This is a genomic window from Domibacillus sp. F004, assembly GCF_057814295.1.
The window spans coordinates 226929-244315 of the sequence record NZ_JBVATB010000003.1; the positions used below are offsets into that span (position 1 = coordinate 226929).

A 17387-nucleotide genomic window follows, 5' to 3' on the forward strand; every position below is an offset into this window, starting at 1 on the left:
CTCAATTACTCTTCATCAGATGTAAAGAAGTTTTGAAGCCCCGCCAGACGCGGATCAACCGCCGGCTTCTCTTTTTCAGGAAGCTCTTCTTCTTTTTCATAAAAGTTCCAATCTTTTCCTGATGGCATAACATGCTTGTCTGCTTCTTCACTAAATATTTGCAACGGTACTTCCAAAATGACAGCTTCTTCTAAAATCGGACGGAAGTCAATGACATTTCCTTCCGGTAAATGGACATCATCTGTTTCATAGAACTCGCCTTCTTCAGGTTTTAATAGAAACCTTTCAGTAAGAGCAATGTCCAATGGGTATCGTACGTCAACAAGAGTTCGTGAACAAGGGACAATCATTTCCCCTGTCGCTTTCAAATTGAAAACAACTTGGTCATGCCTGATATCCATACGTCCTGTTACATGAACAGGTGAGATCCGACGAATATCATTGTCAAGCGTTGTTAATTCGGTTAAATCGACCATTTCATCGATTTCAAGACCGCGTTCGCGGTATTTTTGCAGTTGTATTATTGACCATTTCATTTAATCACCTCAAGGCAACAAAAGTAATTATAGCCCTCTCCTGATAGTTTGTCAATATATTTTCTTTACAGTGAAATGCCCGTTTGACTTTTTTTTCATCATCTTTGAAAATGAAGATACATTCTGATAAAGAAAGGAATTTTCCTATGAACGCAGCTGGTATTGTTGTTGAATATAACCCATTTCATAACGGACATTTGTACCATGTGAACGAAACGAAACGAAAAGCAAAATCAGATGTCATCATTGCAGTAATGAGCGGATCTTTTTTACAGCGTGGTGAACCGGCACTTGTCGATAAATGGACGAGAACGAAGATGGCTCTTTCCAACGGTGTCGACATCGTTGTCGAGCTGCCCTACGCTTTTTCTACACAAAAAGCGGAAACATTTGCTGCCGGTGCCATTCAGATCCTTGATCATATGAAATGCCGATCATTTTGTTTTGGCAGTGAGAACGGCCAGATAGATCCATTCCTTCAAACTGCAGCCCGTCTCTCTGAGAACAGAGAGGCACTGAATGATTGTATTCGAGCTAGTTTAAAAGAAGGAAACAGTTATCCCGCGGCCCAAACGAAGGCAAGAGAAGCGGTTTTTCGTAATCAGCCTTTGCCTCTGGATTTATCCAGACCAAACAATATTCTCGGTTTTCATTATGTAACAGCGAACAATGAACTGAATCATCCTATGCAGCCACTTACTGTTTTGCGGCAAGGTTCCGATTATCATGATAAACAGGCATCTGGACATATTGCAAGCGCAACCGCGATCCGAAATTTATTATTTAGCCAAAAACAGGTTGATCATTTTTTACCTCATTCCGTCCTATCTATTTTAACAGATCATAGGCAACATGGGTTGATTCATTCATGGGAAATGTACTGGCCGCTTCTACGTTATCGTTTTTTGTCTATTCATTTAGATGACCTAAATGCGATTTATGAAATTGAAGAGGGCATCGGTCCACGGCTCATTGACGCCGCTTTAAAAAGTGATACATTCCTCTCGTTTATGGAACGGGTAAAAACGAAGCGGTATACATGGACCAGAATTCAGCGCATGATAACACACGTATTAACAAATACGACAAAAAAAGAAATGAACGATGCGGCTGCACACATTTCCTTTATACGCCTGCTAGGGATGACACAAAAAGGCCGCAGCTACATTCATACGATCAAAAAAGAGATAGCCGTGCCCTTTCTGTCGAGAACAGCAGCCGACGTAGATTTGCTTTCACTCGATATTAAAGCATCGCGTGTTTACGCTGCCGTTCCGACTGCACCTGCTCATTACATAGAACAGCTTTTAGATCATGAATTTTCTTTATCTCCTGTTTTACTTTGATGCAGTAATATTAGCCAAATAGTTAACAGCGTCTGAAAATGTTTGGACCGGTATAATTTTCATATCGGTCTTTATATCTTCAGCTGTTTTTTTTGCCTGCTCGTAATTCGTCTGCAAATCCTCTGCTTGTTCTGGCAACGGATCATCCGGAGCAAAAAAGATTTCAGCACCAGACCGATCAGCTGCAACGACTTTTTGATCGATTCCCCCAATCCGCCCAACTGTTCCATCCTTTGCGATTGTCCCCGTGCCTGCCACTCGAAGCCCTGCAGCAATATCTTCTGAAACAAGCTGATCATAAATTTCCAAACTGAACATAAGTCCCGCAGATGGTCCGCCAATCTCTTCTGCTTTAAGTGTTACTTTCGGATCACTTTTCAATGTCCGGTCATCCGCCAAACTAATGCCCATTCCTGATTTTCCATCCAACTCTGGAAATGCCCTTAATTCAATTTCCATTTCCTTTTCTTCCTTATCCCGCTCATACGTCAACATTACTTTCTCACCCGGTTGTTTTGACTGTACATAATCAGTCATTTCTTTTGATTCTTTCAATCTTTTCCCATCAATTGCTGTAATTCGGTCGCCTGCTTCAAGCACTTTTTCTGCCGGCATGCCTGGAAATACGCCGAGTACAAAAATGCCGTTATACGTCCAATCATACGTTTTTTCAGCTTCGTCAAACGCTACCGTAATCGCATTTTGTTGAGACGTATTCATTAAATAATATTGTCTTACATTGTATTCCTCATCCGATTCATGTGGATAACGTACTTCTTCTTTTGATAAAATTTTTTCATATTCACGAAATTTTGTCCATATATAGGAGTAAATATTCGCTCTCCCCATACTAATTGTCGTCAACATTAACGTACCGGTATCACCTTGATCGCCGCCATCAACGTAAACAATAGGATCAAGCTCATGCGCATCACCCGGCCTTGTTACGTAAAAAGGGAGCGGAATAAAGGCAGCTGCAATAATAGCAAGTAATAAAATATAAATGATCGCTATTCGTTTATTCTTCACATTTGTTCGTCCTTCCATTCCGAAATCAGCTGTTTAATCAGATCGATTTGTTCACGTGCTGCCCGTTCTCCTGCCGCAATAATATCTATAGTGTGTGTAAACGCGCGTGAATTGTATGAATCGATAGCCGGCCGGATCATCACATCCGACGCCATCTTCCTGCTCTCAATAATTTCAAGCTGTAAAATATCAATACTTTGCATAATAACATCAAAAATGGTAGTTATTTCAGCATTTTTCTTTACAGATGTAACATCGACCCCAATGACAATATCTGCGCCCATTTCTTTCGCTACTGACACTGGCACGCGGTCAATTACACCGCCATCCACGAGCAGCCGTCCATTCACTTTCTCCGGAACTAAAATGCCTGGTATCGCAATACTTGCCCGCACCGCTTCCGCAATCGGTCCTTCTGTAAATACGACTTTTTCTGCCGCCTGTATATCGGTCGCAATAATCGCCAGTTGCACATTTAACTCTTCGATTCGTTTCCCATGTGTAAAGAGGTGGATAAAGTCTTTTAGTTTGCGTCCTGCAATAAAACCCATTTTCGGCACAGTCCAGTCAAGAAAGAATTTGCGTTGAAAAGCAGATGATAATTTGTACAGCATATCCATACTATGCCCGGTTCCGTATAATGCGCCAACAAGAGCACCCATACTGCTTCCCGAAATGATATGAATGGGAATATTTTCTTCCTGAAACACTTTTAAGACGCCAACGTGAGCAAATCCACGTGCTCCTCCCGATCCGAGTGCAAGGCCAATTTTCGGTTCAGCAACCATGAAAACACCTCCTGTCGTCTTACATCCATTCTATTCTTCTGTACGCGGCATATCCTTTCGTACAAGCTATTTTTTATTGTACAAAAAATAATACAAGAAAACTGTATTCATGCTTGGGAGGCTTTTAAATGAACGATATTCCATGGAAAACGGTTATCGCCGCTGTCTTTATGACAGTGTTAACAGCTGCACTTCTTTTTTTTCCCGAAACGGGGGTATATGCAGCCCGAAAAGGTATGGACATGTGGTGGAAAACGGTCTTCCCGTCTCTCCTCCCTTTTTTCATCTTAACAGAACTGCTTCTCGGTCTCGGCGTCGTTGCTTTTTTCGGTGCACTTTCAGAAAACATCATGCGCGTTCTTTTTCGTCTTCCCGGACCTGCCGGTGTTGCCTGGATTCTCTCACTCGCTTCCGGTTTTCCAACGGGAGCACGGCTCGCAGCACGGCTTCGAAACGACAATGCCATTACGCAAATTGAAGCAGAGCGTCTTGTTGCCTTTGCCCACTCATCCAATCCTCTGTTTATTTTAGGTGCTGTTGCAAGCGGCTTTCTTCACGACCCGGACAGTGGGTTTTTACTTGCTGCAGCCCATTACAGCGGAGCTTTTTTCGTCGGTATTACAATGCGCTTTTATGGACAACAGGAACCCATTTCACATTCTGTCTCAGCAGGTGCTATTCAATCCTTTGTAATGTCACGCAGACAGGACGGACGGCCATTTGGTACTCTAATTGCTGATGCAGTCATTTCCTCCGTTCAGACACTGATGCTCGTCGGCGGATTTATTATCTTTTTTTCAGTTATAACTGAATTATTAAAAATGAATGGTTTTTTTTCTGTTTTTTCCTTTCTCTTTTCAAAGGTAGGCCTGAATACGGATATGGCTGCACCGATTTTATCTGGATTGATTGAACTCACTGCTGGCACAAAACAGGCCGCTGAAATGAATGGTGATCCTGCTGGCCTACTCATGATAATCAGCTTTATTTTAGCTTTTAGCGGCTTCAGTGTTCATGCTCAGGTGGCCGCTATTATCAGTAAAACAGATATTCGTTATGCTCCTTTTCTTGCTGCGCGTGTACTGCACAGCATATACGCTGTACTGATCACATTTCTACTAACTTCCTTCAAGCTGGCCGATTCACCTGTTTCTGTTTCGATGATTCCGCCTGAAAACGGGATAAGCGTAACCGTTTTGTGGATGACCATTGCTTCTATTTTGCTCTTTATTCAATATAAAAACAGCCGGCGCAAAAGAAATTGATTTCTTTCGTACCAGCTGTCCTTATTCGTTCAGTCCTGCAAGCCGTTTTTGATTTAATGCCGCTTCAACTTCTTTTGGCACTAGCTCCGAAACTTTCGCGCCATATTTCGCCACTTCTTTCACAATACTGGAGCTTAAAAAAGAATACTGGCTGTTTGTCATCATAAAGAATGTCTCCAATTGATCATTTAAAACGCGGTTCATGGACGTGATCTGCATTTCATATTCAAAATCAGATACGGCACGTAATCCACGCAAAATCGCATTCGCTTTTACTTCTTTTGCATAATCAACAAGCAGACCTTGATAGTAGTCCACTTCAACATTCGGTATATGCGCCGTCACTTTTCGTATTAACTCCGCACGTTCTTCGGTTGAGAAAAGCGGCTGTTTCGACGAATTACTCAATACAACAACATATACTTTATCAAATACTTTCGCTCCGCGCTGAATAATATCAAGATGCCCGTTCGTAATCGGATCAAAGCTGCCCGGACAGACTGCTATACTAGCCATTATTATTCCTCCCTGCCATTCGTCCAATAATAAATAGATATGGAAATGACTCCATACGTTTCAAACCTTACACGTTTAAATGGTCCTGCCACATTTGGCAGTTGGACGTCTGAGCCATGTTCACACATAATAACTCCATCTATTGAAAGCAATGACTGCTGGCCAATAAACTGAAGCATCGACTCAAGCTTCTGCTTTTTGTAAGGTGGATCAAGAAAGATACTGTCAAAGACGATGCCTCTCTTAACAAGTGCTTTTAATGCACGCTCTGCCTCATTCCGGTATACTTCCGCTGCCTCTGTAAAGCCAGTAGACCGTAGATTTTCTTTTACCGTTTGAATCGCTTTCATATCGCGGTCAACAAAAATAACTTGATCAACTCCCCGGCTTAGTGCTTCTATGCCAAGCCCGCCAGAACCTGCAAATAAATCAAGTGCGATACCGCCTTCAAAATAAGGACCAATCATATTAAAAATCGATTCTTTTACTTTATCTGTCGTCGGCCTTGTATCTTTACCTGGGACTGCTTTTAGCGGATGTCCTTTTTTTATTCCAGAGATAATCCTCATTCTATTCAACCTGCCATTCATTTTTCTCCGTTTATGGTATCACAAACAAACTGTCGAATCTACAACATAAAAAAGAAACCTTTTACACGATTGGCAAGGTTTCTTTACAATTCATAAGGCAGCAAATCAATTTTTTCCGCCTTTTCCTGAACTTCTATAAGAAAGATTTTTTGAAACCACACTTTATCGACATGCATGATTCCGTTTATATTTTGAAATGCTGTATCGTACAGCACATAATGACGATCGTTATATGAGACTCGGTTTTCATTTAAATAAAAGTGATACGTCTCAAATTCTTTTTTCATCACCCATTCCCGGCCTGCGGATAGCTCTTGAATCATAAATCCGAGTGATTCGGCTGCTTCTCTCAATGGCACATAAAGAATTCCTTCTCTTTTTGTCATGCGAAAAGCCGTTTTTTTTCCTTCAATCGTCACCGGCCGGCCATCAAAAAAGAGAAGCGGCATGGTGGCGGTGTCCCTTTTTTTATTAGTAGTAAAAAACTGTGTTTCTTCTCCTTTAACCGATCCGAGTAAGTCATCCAGCTTCTGTATTGTCACCGTTTTTCCTCTTAGGCGCTTTAATTTTCCCTGCCATTGAGCCTGTTCCATTTCGGTCAATTGAGCCGCAATTTCTTCTTTCATGACAGCTGCTTTTAAAAAAACAGGCTGTATATCATATAAAGTGACCGCTATAAAAGAAGCCATCCATTTTTCACTTTCTGGTAAAATGAAGGATTGGGATACGTAATCATGAATAATCTGATTTTGAACACTCTTCAATTCCTCTATGCTTTGAATGAGCGTTAACCCGCTTAATTTTGCTGGTTTTGCATTTGGCGCAATGACAACCGTTTGCGGAGCTATTTTATCTTCTTCAAGTGGGATGGAAAATGAAAGCGCAGTGGATGGAATATGCTCAACATTATACACAGTCAAAATCGGTGAAAGTACACTTTTTACGAGCGGCAATTTCTGCCAGTATAAAGGAGCTTGTCCAGATTTTCCTTGAAATGAATAAAAGTCAATAATCGACATTTGTTTCGCAGCAGTCTGTTCAAGAGACGATATCCATTCCCCACCCCGCTTCGTATAATCTGTTATTATGACCGTTGTTGCCGACATTTTGACATCAGAGAACGTAGCGTACCAGTTATCCAGCGAAAAAGAATCCGTTATATGAGGAGCCGGCAATTGGTAATAAATCGTCAGGCTTGCTCCATTCACATCAGCGATACCCGTTTGACCTCCAATTTCGCATATATCTCCCTTTGAACATGATACTTTATCTGCATCCGCCGGGAGTTTAAAAACCATTTTTTCATTTTCAGGCAATAACTTGATCGTCTGGCTTATCTCAAAACGGTCTTTTTTTACATCAAGTTCAATTTCTTGTTGAGAAATAATCCTTTCAGATGCTTTTGATATTTTTTCATAGCCAATCCATTGCATTGTTAATAATACCCCGGAGACAATAAACAGCAACAAACTAAATACCAAGACTTTTTTCATCTATTTGTCTGCCTCCTGTAGGATAATGATTCACTTTCATCATAACAAATCTTTCGCTTTTTTAAAGATGTAATTTATTATAATCACGTGAACAATTATTGTTTATTAACTAGAGAAGCGGTACGATAGATGTGAAAAGAAGGGAGGCTTTGACATTGATTCAACGATTCATTGAACTTGGAGAAGGGTATTCTGATTTGTATGAACTGATTGATGTAGCAAAAAGAGCTGAACAGCGCGTCCAGCATTTTCTCGCGCTGCATTCAAAAGTAGATAAACGGCGTATAACTTCATGTGCCGTTGTTCTAATGCCCACTATACCGGGCGACTTCCAACCAATATACATATGCCGGGAAGGCATTCCCTATCCACATGAAAAGTCAAATGAGCGATACCGGCTTTTTGAAGAAACAGCACATTCACTTCATAAAAATGTCATCGAGCTGGACGTCAAACCGTCTACTGCTTTTGCAGAAACAGTGCTCTACTATCAATACCTTATTGGTATTTTGCGGCTCAATCGTCACATTCCGCCGCTCCAATAAAAAAGAGGATCTGTCATGGAGACAGATCCTCTTTTTTAAACCCCAATTTTATAATCATATTCTTTCGCTTTATCAGGCCGAGAATTTTCATAGTCTACTTTTAAAAATGGTTTCTCTGAAAATTCCACTTTTTTCACAAATGAAAATGTATCAAGTTTTTCTGCAAGTGCAGCTATCTCCAGCTGATCACAGTACAGCACGACATATTTCATTTTTTTTGATACGTAATGAACATTTCCATACTTACGTAATGATTTAGCCGGCTTAAGTGAATGAAGCCATACAATTAACGCCTGTCGTTCCGTTAACATATTTCGCCCTCCGGCCCTATATTTTTTATCTTGCGTTAAAGAGTCATACAATCCCCGCTAATGGGGCTACGCTATTATGCGGAGCATCCGCAAGAACCGCCACTTTCGTTGCTTCCACAACTCCCACAAGCGCTTGAGAACACAGAACCTGCACCGGGCACTTTCACCTGATCAGACACAGAACGGGCAATAAGCAAACTGACATCGTCAAGTAGCTGCTGAAGTTCTGTCTCCGCCTGTCTAAATGCGGCAACATGTTCATCCAGATCCATTTCACGCTTTGCCTGGCGTGTTTCCATCATAATCTTTTTATAATCAGGATGGTAGCGGCCAAACCGCTGCACATCTTCATACTGATCTTTTAATCGGCTGAACGCGAAAATTTTTCGTTTCACCGATTCGTTTTTATAAAGTGTTTTATAACAGTCGCGGTATTTAATTGCCGTTTCAGACTGGAGAATCATCACTCCAAGTTCATCTGCTGCATCCGCTGCGTTGATGAGTTCCATCGTTGTCGCAATCATGAAATGCACCTCCATCGACTTATTTTACCATATAACTTTACTCTTCGGTGAAATTTTGTGTGTAATGTTTCCGATAAGCGCCAGCACCTAGTGTAGAGATCGATTCACTAAGCATAATCTCCCTGTGCTCCTTTGAATTAAGCCACCCTTCTACCGCTGCAGCAGCGTCTACATAATTTGCTGCAATATTTTCACCAGCGGTAGTATACGTAACATCCGCACGCTTAAGTCGATCTTCCAAACTGCCAAATTGCGGTGATTCATGATCGAAATAACCTGTCGAAAACATGTCTTTGCTATGACTTTTAGCTACAGCTGCAACTGCAGTATTCCATTCAAGAGTGGATAAACCAAACCGGCTTCTCATCACATTTGTAATTTCATATATTTGCTGCTCACTTCCTCTCTCAATATGAACCCATTCCGAGCGCCCCGGTGACGGCGCTTCAGGCAAAGTCCCTTGATATACTAATTCATATGGCTTCATTTTTAATAACACATCCTTCGTCATAAAACGAACGGCAGAAAGAGTTCCTGAAAACTGGTCAATATACAGTTGAGCATAAAAATTTCCAATCGGTATAATTGGACGGAGATTTAAATCCTCTTCAGATAGTTCAAACCGATAGTAACTGTCATTCGCATTGACAATAATCTCCGTTTCAGGGTAACGTGAGCGGAAAATTTCACTCGATGAAATACCGAGTGTAAAAGGCTCGGTATCCATGTTGCCTGTTGCATAGATTGTTACAATCCGGTTGTTTTCTACCCCTGCAAGAAAATACGCATTGCCTGTATGATATACCCACCAGTCATATCCATAGGCAGATGGTTCTTTCCGAACAGGCTGTCCATATAAAGTTAATAATGTCTCTGCGGGCTTTCCAATAAAGGAACCAGCGCCTGATTCTGGTGTTTTTTCCGTTTCTATTTCTTTTGCCGGTTCTACTTGACCGCTACTAACAGGCGGCGGCACCGGTGTTGCTTCCTCTTTTCCCTCATTCATCGATTTATCTGTATAAATGCCTGCAAGCATAATAACCAAAATAATAATTAAAATTTTAAAAACAGAACGCAGAAAATCTCCTCCTTTGTAAACCCGTACACCAATATCTCTTTCTCAGTATATCATTATTCCAGATTCTGATTTTAAAAAACTTTCTATCTAATCTTTTCAAAATTGTCATAGACAATCAAATGAAGCACATTGCATGAATGCGTAATTTCGACTATTATGGAAGAGGTAGCAAAAAACATGACGGAAATGCAGGAGGGAACTTTTTTCATGAAATTTGAAAATACTGGTTTAGAAAAAACCCAAATTGATTTAAACCGCCTTACTTATATTATGGAAGAGCATGGAATGGTGCTCGCCGGTCAATGGGACTATGAGCGAGTTACATACGATCGCAAATTTGAACTAAAAGAAGGCGTTTATTACTTACGTGTATTTGGCTTCGCCGTACAAGGCGATGTTGGTGCAGATGATTCTCTTATTGAATTATTGACGCCAATGCTTGGTAAACATTACTATCCACATGGTGTGGAATATGGTGATGATGAATATTATCCAGAATCACTTGTCAAAACTTGTGAAAAACTGCTTGCTGATATTAAAGCCGAGACGCTTCATTACGTTGGTTAAAAAAAGCTTTCCTCTTTAAAAAAGAGGAAAGCTTTTTTTATGAGCCAAGAATCGCTTTAAACACGGAGGTTGTCGGGCCTCCTGTGTAAAAAACATACAATAGAAGATAAACGGCTATACCCGTAATCGCTGTAAAAAACCAAATAACACTTGTATAAGGACCCACTTTGCGGTGACGAATTAAACTGTTCTTTAATCCACTCACTATAGAGACAATACCGAACACCGCTCCAGTCGTCGCGAGACAAATGTGAAATATAAGAAAGATCGTATAATACTTTTTAATATCGTCCGGTCCTCCAAATGCGGTGTTTCCGATAAATAAGGTTCTGCTTATGTAAATAATAAAAAAAGTAAGCGCGAAAACACCAGCAAGTAGCATTGTTTTTTTATGCTGTTCCACTTTTCTCTGTTTAATTTGTGCCCAGCCAATTGCAACAGTAATGGCGCTAAGCGCAATAAAGAGCGTGCTGATTGTAGGCAAAATCGGTAATGACATGAACATTCCTCTCTTTCATTATTAATGAAACGAAGGGAACAAGGTCCCAACGTTTCTTTTTCTACGTGGCTCTGTATAGAACTCGCTTAATTTAGGGCTCCCGTTTAGCTAGGTCAAAAGAAGTTCCTAGAACCATCATTTCGAATGAAAGGAACCAGAAATCGTTTGATCAAAATGAGCGTTTAATATAAGCCATTGATTTAAGACATTGATTTATCGTGGCGTGCTAAAGCGGCTTTAGTAATTTCATCTGCTTGATCGTTCTCTTTACGAAACCATTCAAAAAACACTTGCGCTAATACTACACCGTATACGATTTCTTGGATAATTTTCATAATCACACCACCAAGTTGCTGATCTTCAACAACCGGCATATTTGAAAACAATTCCGGACCGCTTAAATTAAGGCCAGCCAGCGTGTCAACAGGCACACACAATTCCATCGCTTTTAACCAGACAGAAGCGTCTGAATAAGTTGCATAAAGCGGTGCTGAAGCAAAAATAATGAGGGCACATGCCGGTGTGAGCAGTATACCATCTGCAAAAATGTATCCTACTTTTTTCAAACCGTGTAAAGTTTTCCCTTCCTTCTGTTCATTTACGAGCGGCCACCACATGAAAATGGCAAGAAAGAACAGAATAAGGGTGTATATACTATGAAGTGTATTGCTCATTTTAATGAAATCAAAAATAAGCGGAATATGATAGAACGAGAATAAACCATTAAAGAGTATTAACGCAACGAGCGGGCGCGTTGCAAACGAAAATATCTTACGTATAACCGGCAGCTCAATTGTTGCTTTCCATACCCACCAAGGAATTGCTTTAATAAGCAACGGCGGAATAACAAGATATAAAATTGCCATCTGAATCATGTGATATGTCATCATAATGTGACCCATCAAATCGATTGGAGAACCTTTCATTGCATACAAGATCACCATGGCTGTTAAAAAAAGGATCGCTTGTCTTTTTGTCAACGGTTCACTAATGCTAAAGTCTTTTCTCCACTTCACCGTAATTAGGAAAAAAAGAACGGTTAAAAACAAAAGCACGACAATAAATAAAGGACTCCATAGAGCCTGAAAGCCAAATATTCCTATAGGCATCATTCTTCTATCACCTCAATGTTTTTTTGATGCTCTATCCATTATAACTTGCTAAAAAGCTTCATACAACGCTATGTATTGACAAGTTCATGACAGAAAAAAAGTGTTTCCCTTAAAAAAGGGAAACACTTTCCTTTCTTACCACCAGACAATTGTCACAAAGGCAAGTACCGTCAAGAACCCGACGAGAATACCAGAATACATAAATAATTGAGGTGCCTCGTGACCTTTATGACTCATGTGCATGAAGTAATAAAGCTGGAATATAACCTGTACGATTGCAAGAAGCAATACAAATGGAATGATAAACCATTTAGAAAATCCTGCTCCAACAGCTGCAAATGCGATAACCGTAAAGAAAATCATCATCGTGAATGTCACGACCTGCATTTTCATTTCTTCTGCACTTTTCTTACGGCGGTATTCGTAGTTAACTTTAGGATCATTTGAATTCGATTGTAAATTCGCCATCCGTTATCCCACCATTCCCATTAAGTATACGACCGTAAAGATAAATACCCACACAACATCAATGAAATGCCAGTAAAGGCTTGCTAGGTAAAACTTCGGTGCATTATAAAGGTTCAATCCGCGCTTCGCATTGCGGACCATAAGAGCAATAATCCATAAAAGGCCGAACGTAACGTGCCCTCCGTGGAAGCCGACGAGCGTGTAAAACGCTGAACCGAATGCACTGCTTGTAAATGTATGTTCATATTCGTGAACATAATGATTGAACTCATAAATTTCGCATCCAAGGAATCCAAGACCAAGTACAACCGTAATGAACAACCATGTCTGCATTTTTTTGAAGTTATAGTTCTTCATATGATACATCGCGAAAACAGATGTTAATGAACTGGTTAAAAGAAGCATCGTCATCAAGAACACGAGCGGAAGTTCAAATAAATCTTTCGCAAGTGCATGATCTGGGCTTGGTACACTATCTTTTAACGCCAGATACGTGGCGAAAAGAGAGGCAAATAATACCGTCTCGCCGCCAAGGAAAAGCCAGAAACCTAAAAACTTATTTTTGCCTTCTAGAGTTGCCTGTTCAGGTGATCCAGGCCACGTCTGCGGTGTGAATTTTTCTTCAGCTGCCATTATCGTGTCCCTCCCTTATCAGCATCATCAAGAAGATCTTCTTTATGAATGTGAAAACCGTGGTCATCTTTAATTGAACGGTAAAGCATTGAAGCAAATGCTACAGCCAGACCGATAATTAATACTGGAATTGCCCATTCTTTGTCATCCACTTGATACATCGCACCAAAAGCTGCAATGAATAAACCTAGTGAAATCATGAACGGTGTAAATGAATTGTTCGGCATATGAATGTCACCAATTGGTTCTGCCGGTGTCATTTCTGTTTTGCCTTCCATTTTTTCAATCCAGAATGGATCTAAACCACGTACAAGTGGAAGCTGCTTAAAGTTGTAGAATGGTGTCGGTGATGGAAGTGCCCACTCAAGTGTGCGTCCATCTTTCCAAGGATCCGTTCCAACTTTCACCTTTTTCACTTGTGTCACGACGACATTAAGTAACAATACAACGACACCGACAAACATAAACGCGGCACCGATCGAACTAATTAAGTTTCCAGTTTCTAATCCTTGCCCCGGTAAGAATGTCCAAACCCGGCGTGGCATCCCCATAAGTCCAAGGAAATGCTGGATAAAGAATGTTAGATGGAAACCGATAAGGAAGAATGCAAATGTTACTTTTCCTAATTTTTCACTCAACATTGTGCCAAACATAAGCGGCCAGTAGAAGTGAACACCTGCTAATAATCCAAATACAACGCCACCAACGATAACGTAGTGGAAGTGAGCTACGATAAAGTAACTGTCATGGAACTGGTAATCAGCAGGAGCAGCAGCCTGCATAACCCCTGTTACACCACCCATAACGAATGATGGGATAAATGCAATTGCATAAAGCATCGGCACTGTAAATTGAATGCTTCCACCCCACATTGTTAAAATCCAGTTAAAGATTTTAATACCAGTTGGAACAGCGATCGCCATTGTTGCTACTGCGAAAATCGCATTGGCAATCGGACCTAAACCAGTTGTAAACATATGGTGAGCCCATACCATGAAGCCAAGGAACCCGATTAACACAGTCGCGAATACCATTGAAGAGTATCCGAACAAACGTTTTCTAGAGAACGTTGGGATTACTTCAGAGAAAATACCGAACGCCGGTAAAATAAGAATGTATACTTCCGGGTGACCGAAAATCCAGAATAAGTGCTCCCAGATAACTGTATTACCACCCATAGCTGCATCAAAGAAGCCTGCTCCGAACATACGATCAAATAACATCATGAACAAACCTACAGTAAGTGGCGGGAATGCAAATAGAATAAGCGCTGATGCGACAAATGTTGTCCATGTGAAGAGCGGCATTCTCATGTATGTCATGCCCGGTGCGCGCATATTGATAATTGTAACGAGAAAGTTAATTCCCCCCATCAATGTACCGAAACCGGAAATTTGCAGCCCGAGCACGTAAAAGTCAATTCCGTGCCCTTCTGATGCTAGTGAAAGTGATGCGTAAGATGTCCATCCTGCATCCGGCGCACCTCCCAAGAACCATGAAAGGTTCAAGAATACGCCGCCGAAAAAGAACAGCCAGAATCCTAAAGCATTAACAAATGGGAACGCAACGTCGCGTGCACCGATTTGAAGCGGCATAACCGCATTCATAAAACCTAATAACAGCGGCATTGCTGCCAAGAAAATCATCGTCGTACCGTGCATGGTAATAATTTCATTAAAAAGACCGGCACTGACAAAATCATTGTTTGGTACAGCCAGCTGAATACGAATCATCATCGCTTCAATACCACCGATTAGGAAGAAAAGACCCCCGGCTAGTAAATAGAGAATAGCGATTTTTTTATGGTCAACTGTTGTTAAGTAATCCCAAACTGTACCGGCAAATCCCCGTTTTTGCGTGTGTGCAATGGTACTCAACGGTTTTACCTCCTTTATGATGTTTCAGTAATTATTGTTCTACTTTCAGACCCATCAAATACGTTGCCAGTTGATCAAGTTCTTGATCATCCAATTCGCCATATGTGCCTGTCATTTTGTTGCCTGGTTTATAAGCTTCTGGATCAGCAATCCAGTTTTTCAATTCTTCTTCGTTATGCTCTAAAACACCTGCAACAAGTTCACGGTCACCAAAGTTTCCAAGGTTCGGTGCCATACGTGCTGCTTCCGGACGTGTATCCGCTGGTGATACAGCGTGACAGCTTAAGCATTTTTGGTTAAATATTTCCTGTCCTGCAGCAGCTTGTGGATCTTCTGGTACAGCTTTTGCATCAACTGCTTGCATCGCTGTTGCCCATTGGTCAAACTCATCTTGTGGAATGGCACGTACTTTAAAGTCCATCAATGCATGAGACGGTCCGCAAAGTTCGGCGCATTTTCCATAGAAAAGATTATCCGCTTCTGCTGCTTTTTGATTATCAAATTCAAGCCACATTTTATTGACATTTTCCGTGTTCGCATCAATTTTCCCGCCCGCAGCCGGAATCCAGAATGAATGTTTAACATCTGATGCTTTTATATTAAAATACACTCTTTGATCCGTTGGAACGACAAGGTCCTGACTCGTAATGATTTTTTGATTCGGATACTCAAATTCCCACCAGTAAAGACTCGCGCGAACATTTATAACGAGAGCATCGGTTGTACCATCTTCATTCTTTTTATCCATCGCTTTTGTATCCGCAAGTTCAAACGTAGTGATAACGGTTGGAATCGTAAGAATGATGAGTAAGAGAATCGGAATAACCGTCCAGACAATCTCTAACACATGGCTTCCTTCCACTTGTTTCGGGATGGATTCATCGCCTTTTTTACGACGGAATTTAATGATGGCGACAGCAAACATAATCGTTACAACGATGACGACACCGACCATGATCACAGTACTCAAGAGCATGAGATCATATGCAATTTGACCCGCTTCTCCGGCTGGAATCAACGTTGAAAGAAATGGTTCACCACAGCCAGACAGAACGAGCGTCAGCAAGCCAAAAACCGTCAAAAGACGCCATTTTGTTAACTTCTGTTTCATAGCTTATTACTACCCCTCTTTCCTATAAATTTCTAAAAACAGTGCATATATATGGATTTCTTAAAAGAAAGAATTCCCTCATTTAAATAACGGTCACAATGACCATTGCAACAAACATAATTGTTAAATATTGAAGCGAATAAATAAACATATTTTTCGCCCATTTTAAATCGTCTTTTGCTTTAAACCCCGTAATTGCAAGCGTTACCCAGCCTATATTTAACAGCGTAGCCAAAATGAAAAACGCCAGACCGAGGTCCATCATAAAAAACGGAAGTGGCAGAAGCAGAAGCGTCCACACAAACATGTGGCGCTTTGTGACAGCAAATCCTTTTACTGTCGGCAGCATTGGAATACCCGCTTTTCCATATTCCTCGCTCCGTTTCATCGCCAGCGCATAAAAATGCGGCGGCTGCCAGATGAACATAATTAAAAACAGCATCCATGCAAGCACATCAAGTGACGGATCCACGGCAGCCCATCCTATTAATGGAGGCACAGCCCCTGATACACTTCCGACTATCGTATTGCTAACATGACGGCGTTTTGACCACATAGAATAGATTACGACATAGCTTAAAATACCGATAATGCCAATCACACCTGCTGTGAATGTTGTCAAAAATAAAAGCGCTGATCCAATGGTGACAAGCGCAAGTCCTAAAATCAATACTTTGGAATAACTGATTTTTCCTGTCACAGTCGGTCGTGATTTCGTCCGCTCCATAAGCGGATCAATGTCCTTGTCTATGTAATTGTTTAAACTAGCCGAGCCGGCGATAATAAATGCCGAGCCAATCAGTGTAAAGAACATCGTGTCAAGGTTAGCCAGGAACGGGACATCATTCATTACAAATGCGAGCCACATACCAGTAAAAACCGTGATTAAATTAGAATTGACGATGCCGATTTTTATGAGCGCCATAAAATCTTTCATTGCGGTTGTTTCAGGCACATTCGTTTTATCCATCGTTGTTGCGGCACGCGACACATTTTTCTCCTCCTCTCTCGTACAACAGCTTCTTCCTCCTACTATAAAGGATAGAGCCGCACTTTTCTACATTATTTAAAAACATTTCAAACAACGGATGCTATATTC

At 41.0% G+C, this 17387-nt stretch carries 20 protein-coding genes; 4 read left to right on the forward strand and 16 right to left on the reverse strand.

The window, feature by feature from the left end:
* Positions 1–5 precede the first annotated feature (5 nt).
* On the reverse strand, positions 6–536 hold the full coding sequence (locus ACZYRN_RS09700; RefSeq protein WP_488911350.1) for a YceD family protein: 531 nt from the start codon (positions 534–536) through the stop codon (positions 6–8).
* A 146-nt stretch (positions 537–682) separates the two neighbouring features.
* Between ACZYRN_RS09700 and ACZYRN_RS09705 the strand changes: the two genes are divergently transcribed.
* Entirely contained in the window at positions 683–1882 is a 1200-nt protein-coding gene (locus ACZYRN_RS09705) for a nucleotidyltransferase (RefSeq protein WP_488911351.1), read from the forward strand.
* On the opposite strand, the gene ACZYRN_RS09710 is transcribed toward ACZYRN_RS09705, so the two are convergent.
* Complete coding sequence (locus ACZYRN_RS09710; protein WP_488911353.1) at positions 1874–2929, reverse strand: SepM family pheromone-processing serine protease; 1056 nt, start codon at positions 2927–2929, stop codon at positions 1874–1876. The two genes, ACZYRN_RS09705 and ACZYRN_RS09710, sit on opposite strands and share 9 nt — an antisense overlap.
* Positions 2908–3699, reverse strand: coding sequence for a patatin-like phospholipase family protein (locus ACZYRN_RS09715; protein WP_488911354.1), 792 nt, complete (start codon positions 3697–3699; stop codon positions 2908–2910). Before ACZYRN_RS09715 ends, ACZYRN_RS09710 begins: the two co-directional genes overlap by 22 nt.
* Positions 3700–3827: 128 nt before the next feature.
* Between ACZYRN_RS09715 and ylbJ the strand changes: the two genes are divergently transcribed.
* Entirely contained in the window at positions 3828–4964 is a 1137-nt protein-coding gene (gene ylbJ / locus ACZYRN_RS09720; protein ID WP_488911355.1) for a sporulation integral membrane protein YlbJ, read from the forward strand.
* Positions 4965–4985: 21 nt separating this feature from the next.
* Here ylbJ and coaD read toward each other — a convergent pair whose 3' ends face one another.
* From coaD to ACZYRN_RS09735, 3 genes are all read right to left on the reverse strand, one after another.
* The gene (gene coaD, locus ACZYRN_RS09725; protein WP_488911356.1) at positions 4986–5480 is read right to left on the reverse strand and encodes a pantetheine-phosphate adenylyltransferase; all 495 of its coding nucleotides are present in this window, start codon (positions 5478–5480) and stop codon (positions 4986–4988) included.
* 2 nt (positions 5481–5482) lie between these two features.
* Positions 5483–6049: a 16S rRNA (guanine(966)-N(2))-methyltransferase RsmD gene (gene rsmD / locus ACZYRN_RS09730; protein WP_488911357.1), complete on the reverse strand. Its 567-nt coding sequence runs from the start codon at positions 6047–6049 to the stop codon at positions 5483–5485.
* 104 nt (positions 6050–6153) lie between these two features.
* The gene (locus ACZYRN_RS09735) at positions 6154–7563 is read right to left on the reverse strand and encodes a hypothetical protein (RefSeq protein ID WP_488911358.1); all 1410 of its coding nucleotides are present in this window, start codon (positions 7561–7563) and stop codon (positions 6154–6156) included.
* A 155-nt stretch (positions 7564–7718) separates the two neighbouring features.
* Here ACZYRN_RS09735 and ACZYRN_RS09740 point away from each other — a divergent pair, with 155 nt between their 5' ends.
* Positions 7719–8108 (forward strand): DUF7147 family protein, encoded by a 390-nt coding sequence (locus ACZYRN_RS09740; RefSeq protein WP_488911359.1) that lies wholly within the window; start codon positions 7719–7721, stop codon positions 8106–8108.
* Positions 8109–8143: 35 nt separating this feature from the next.
* Here ACZYRN_RS09740 and ACZYRN_RS09745 read toward each other — a convergent pair whose 3' ends face one another.
* From ACZYRN_RS09745 to ACZYRN_RS09755, 3 genes are all read right to left on the reverse strand, one after another.
* Positions 8144–8419: a YlbG family protein gene (locus tag ACZYRN_RS09745; protein WP_488911360.1), complete on the reverse strand. Its 276-nt coding sequence runs from the start codon at positions 8417–8419 to the stop codon at positions 8144–8146.
* A gap of 74 nt (positions 8420–8493) precedes the next feature.
* Positions 8494–8943 carry a YlbF/YmcA family competence regulator gene (locus tag ACZYRN_RS09750; protein WP_488911361.1) on the reverse strand — a complete coding sequence of 150 codons (450 nt, stop codon included), beginning with the start codon at positions 8941–8943 and terminating at the stop codon, positions 8494–8496.
* Between the two features lie 37 nt (positions 8944–8980).
* The gene (locus tag ACZYRN_RS09755; protein WP_488911362.1) at positions 8981–9949 is read right to left on the reverse strand and encodes a CAP domain-containing protein; all 969 of its coding nucleotides are present in this window, start codon (positions 9947–9949) and stop codon (positions 8981–8983) included.
* Positions 9950–10228: 279 nt separating this feature from the next.
* On the opposite strand from ACZYRN_RS09755, the gene ACZYRN_RS09760 reads away from it, so the two are divergent.
* Positions 10229–10588: a YugN family protein gene (locus tag ACZYRN_RS09760; RefSeq protein ID WP_488911363.1), complete on the forward strand. Its 360-nt coding sequence runs from the start codon at positions 10229–10231 to the stop codon at positions 10586–10588.
* 37 nt (positions 10589–10625) lie between these two features.
* On the opposite strand, the gene ACZYRN_RS09765 is transcribed toward ACZYRN_RS09760, so the two are convergent.
* The 7 genes from ACZYRN_RS09765 to cyoE form a co-directional block, all read right to left on the reverse strand.
* Positions 10626–11093 (reverse strand): DUF420 domain-containing protein, encoded by a 468-nt coding sequence (locus tag ACZYRN_RS09765; RefSeq protein ID WP_488911364.1) that lies wholly within the window; start codon positions 11091–11093, stop codon positions 10626–10628.
* 194 nt (positions 11094–11287) lie between these two features.
* Positions 11288–12196 (reverse strand): cytochrome c oxidase assembly factor CtaG, encoded by a 909-nt coding sequence (gene ctaG / locus ACZYRN_RS09770; protein ID WP_488911749.1) that lies wholly within the window; start codon positions 12194–12196, stop codon positions 11288–11290.
* 138 nt (positions 12197–12334) lie between these two features.
* Positions 12335–12667 (reverse strand): cytochrome c oxidase subunit IVB, encoded by a 333-nt coding sequence (gene ctaF / locus ACZYRN_RS09775; protein WP_488911365.1) that lies wholly within the window; start codon positions 12665–12667, stop codon positions 12335–12337.
* Positions 12668–12670: 3 nt separating this feature from the next.
* Positions 12671–13300, reverse strand: coding sequence for a cytochrome (ubi)quinol oxidase subunit III (locus ACZYRN_RS09780; RefSeq protein ID WP_488911366.1), 630 nt, complete (start codon positions 13298–13300; stop codon positions 12671–12673).
* Complete coding sequence (ctaD, locus tag ACZYRN_RS09785; protein WP_488911367.1) at positions 13300–15177, reverse strand: cytochrome c oxidase subunit I; 1878 nt, start codon at positions 15175–15177, stop codon at positions 13300–13302. Before ctaD ends, ACZYRN_RS09780 begins: the two co-directional genes overlap by 1 nt.
* Before the next feature lie 31 nt (positions 15178–15208).
* Positions 15209–16288 (reverse strand): cytochrome c oxidase subunit II, encoded by a 1080-nt coding sequence (gene coxB / locus ACZYRN_RS09790; RefSeq protein ID WP_488911368.1) that lies wholly within the window; start codon positions 16286–16288, stop codon positions 15209–15211.
* A gap of 82 nt (positions 16289–16370) precedes the next feature.
* Positions 16371–17258, reverse strand: coding sequence for a heme o synthase (gene cyoE, locus ACZYRN_RS09795; RefSeq protein WP_488911750.1), 888 nt, complete (start codon positions 17256–17258; stop codon positions 16371–16373).
* Between the last annotated feature and the right edge of the window lie 129 nt (positions 17259–17387).

Excerpts from the sequence above, each read along its gene's own strand:
- ACZYRN_RS09705 (WP_488911351.1), top strand. The coding sequence starts at position 683 with ATGAACGCAGCTGGTATTGTTGTTGAATATAACCCATTTCATAACGGA.
- rsmD (WP_488911357.1), bottom strand. The coding sequence starts at position 6,049 with ATGAGGATTATCTCTGGAATAAAAAAAGGACATCCGCTAAAAGCAGTC.
- ctaG (WP_488911749.1), bottom strand. The coding sequence starts at position 12,196 with ATGCCTATAGGAATATTTGGCTTTCAGGCTCTATGGAGTCCTTTATTT.
- coxB (WP_488911368.1), bottom strand. The coding sequence starts at position 16,288 with ATGAAACAGAAGTTAACAAAATGGCGTCTTTTGACGGTTTTTGGCTTG.
- ACZYRN_RS09750 (WP_488911361.1), bottom strand. The coding sequence starts at position 8,943 with ATGATTGCGACAACGATGGAACTCATCAACGCAGCGGATGCAGCAGAT.
- cyoE (WP_488911750.1), bottom strand. The coding sequence starts at position 17,258 with ATGGATAAAACGAATGTGCCTGAAACAACCGCAATGAAAGATTTTATG.
- ctaF (WP_488911365.1), bottom strand. The coding sequence starts at position 12,667 with ATGGCGAATTTACAATCGAATTCAAATGATCCTAAAGTTAACTACGAA.
- ACZYRN_RS09710 (WP_488911353.1), bottom strand. The coding sequence starts at position 2,929 with ATGGAAGGACGAACAAATGTGAAGAATAAACGAATAGCGATCATTTAT.
- ACZYRN_RS09715 (WP_488911354.1), bottom strand. The coding sequence starts at position 3,699 with ATGGTTGCTGAACCGAAAATTGGCCTTGCACTCGGATCGGGAGGAGCA.
- ACZYRN_RS09735 (WP_488911358.1), bottom strand. The coding sequence starts at position 7,563 with ATGAAAAAAGTCTTGGTATTTAGTTTGTTGCTGTTTATTGTCTCCGGG.
- ACZYRN_RS09745 (WP_488911360.1), bottom strand. The coding sequence starts at position 8,419 with ATGTTAACGGAACGACAGGCGTTAATTGTATGGCTTCATTCACTTAAG.
- ACZYRN_RS09700 (WP_488911350.1), bottom strand. The coding sequence starts at position 536 with ATGAAATGGTCAATAATACAACTGCAAAAATACCGCGAACGCGGTCTT.
- ylbJ (WP_488911355.1), top strand. The coding sequence starts at position 3,828 with ATGAACGATATTCCATGGAAAACGGTTATCGCCGCTGTCTTTATGACA.
- ACZYRN_RS09765 (WP_488911364.1), bottom strand. The coding sequence starts at position 11,093 with ATGTTCATGTCATTACCGATTTTGCCTACAATCAGCACGCTCTTTATT.
- ACZYRN_RS09780 (WP_488911366.1), bottom strand. The coding sequence starts at position 13,300 with ATGGCAGCTGAAGAAAAATTCACACCGCAGACGTGGCCTGGATCACCT.
- ACZYRN_RS09760 (WP_488911363.1), top strand. The coding sequence starts at position 10,229 with ATGAAATTTGAAAATACTGGTTTAGAAAAAACCCAAATTGATTTAAAC.
- ACZYRN_RS09755 (WP_488911362.1), bottom strand. The coding sequence starts at position 9,949 with ATGAATGAGGGAAAAGAGGAAGCAACACCGGTGCCGCCGCCTGTTAGT.
- coaD (WP_488911356.1), bottom strand. The coding sequence starts at position 5,480 with ATGGCTAGTATAGCAGTCTGTCCGGGCAGCTTTGATCCGATTACGAAC.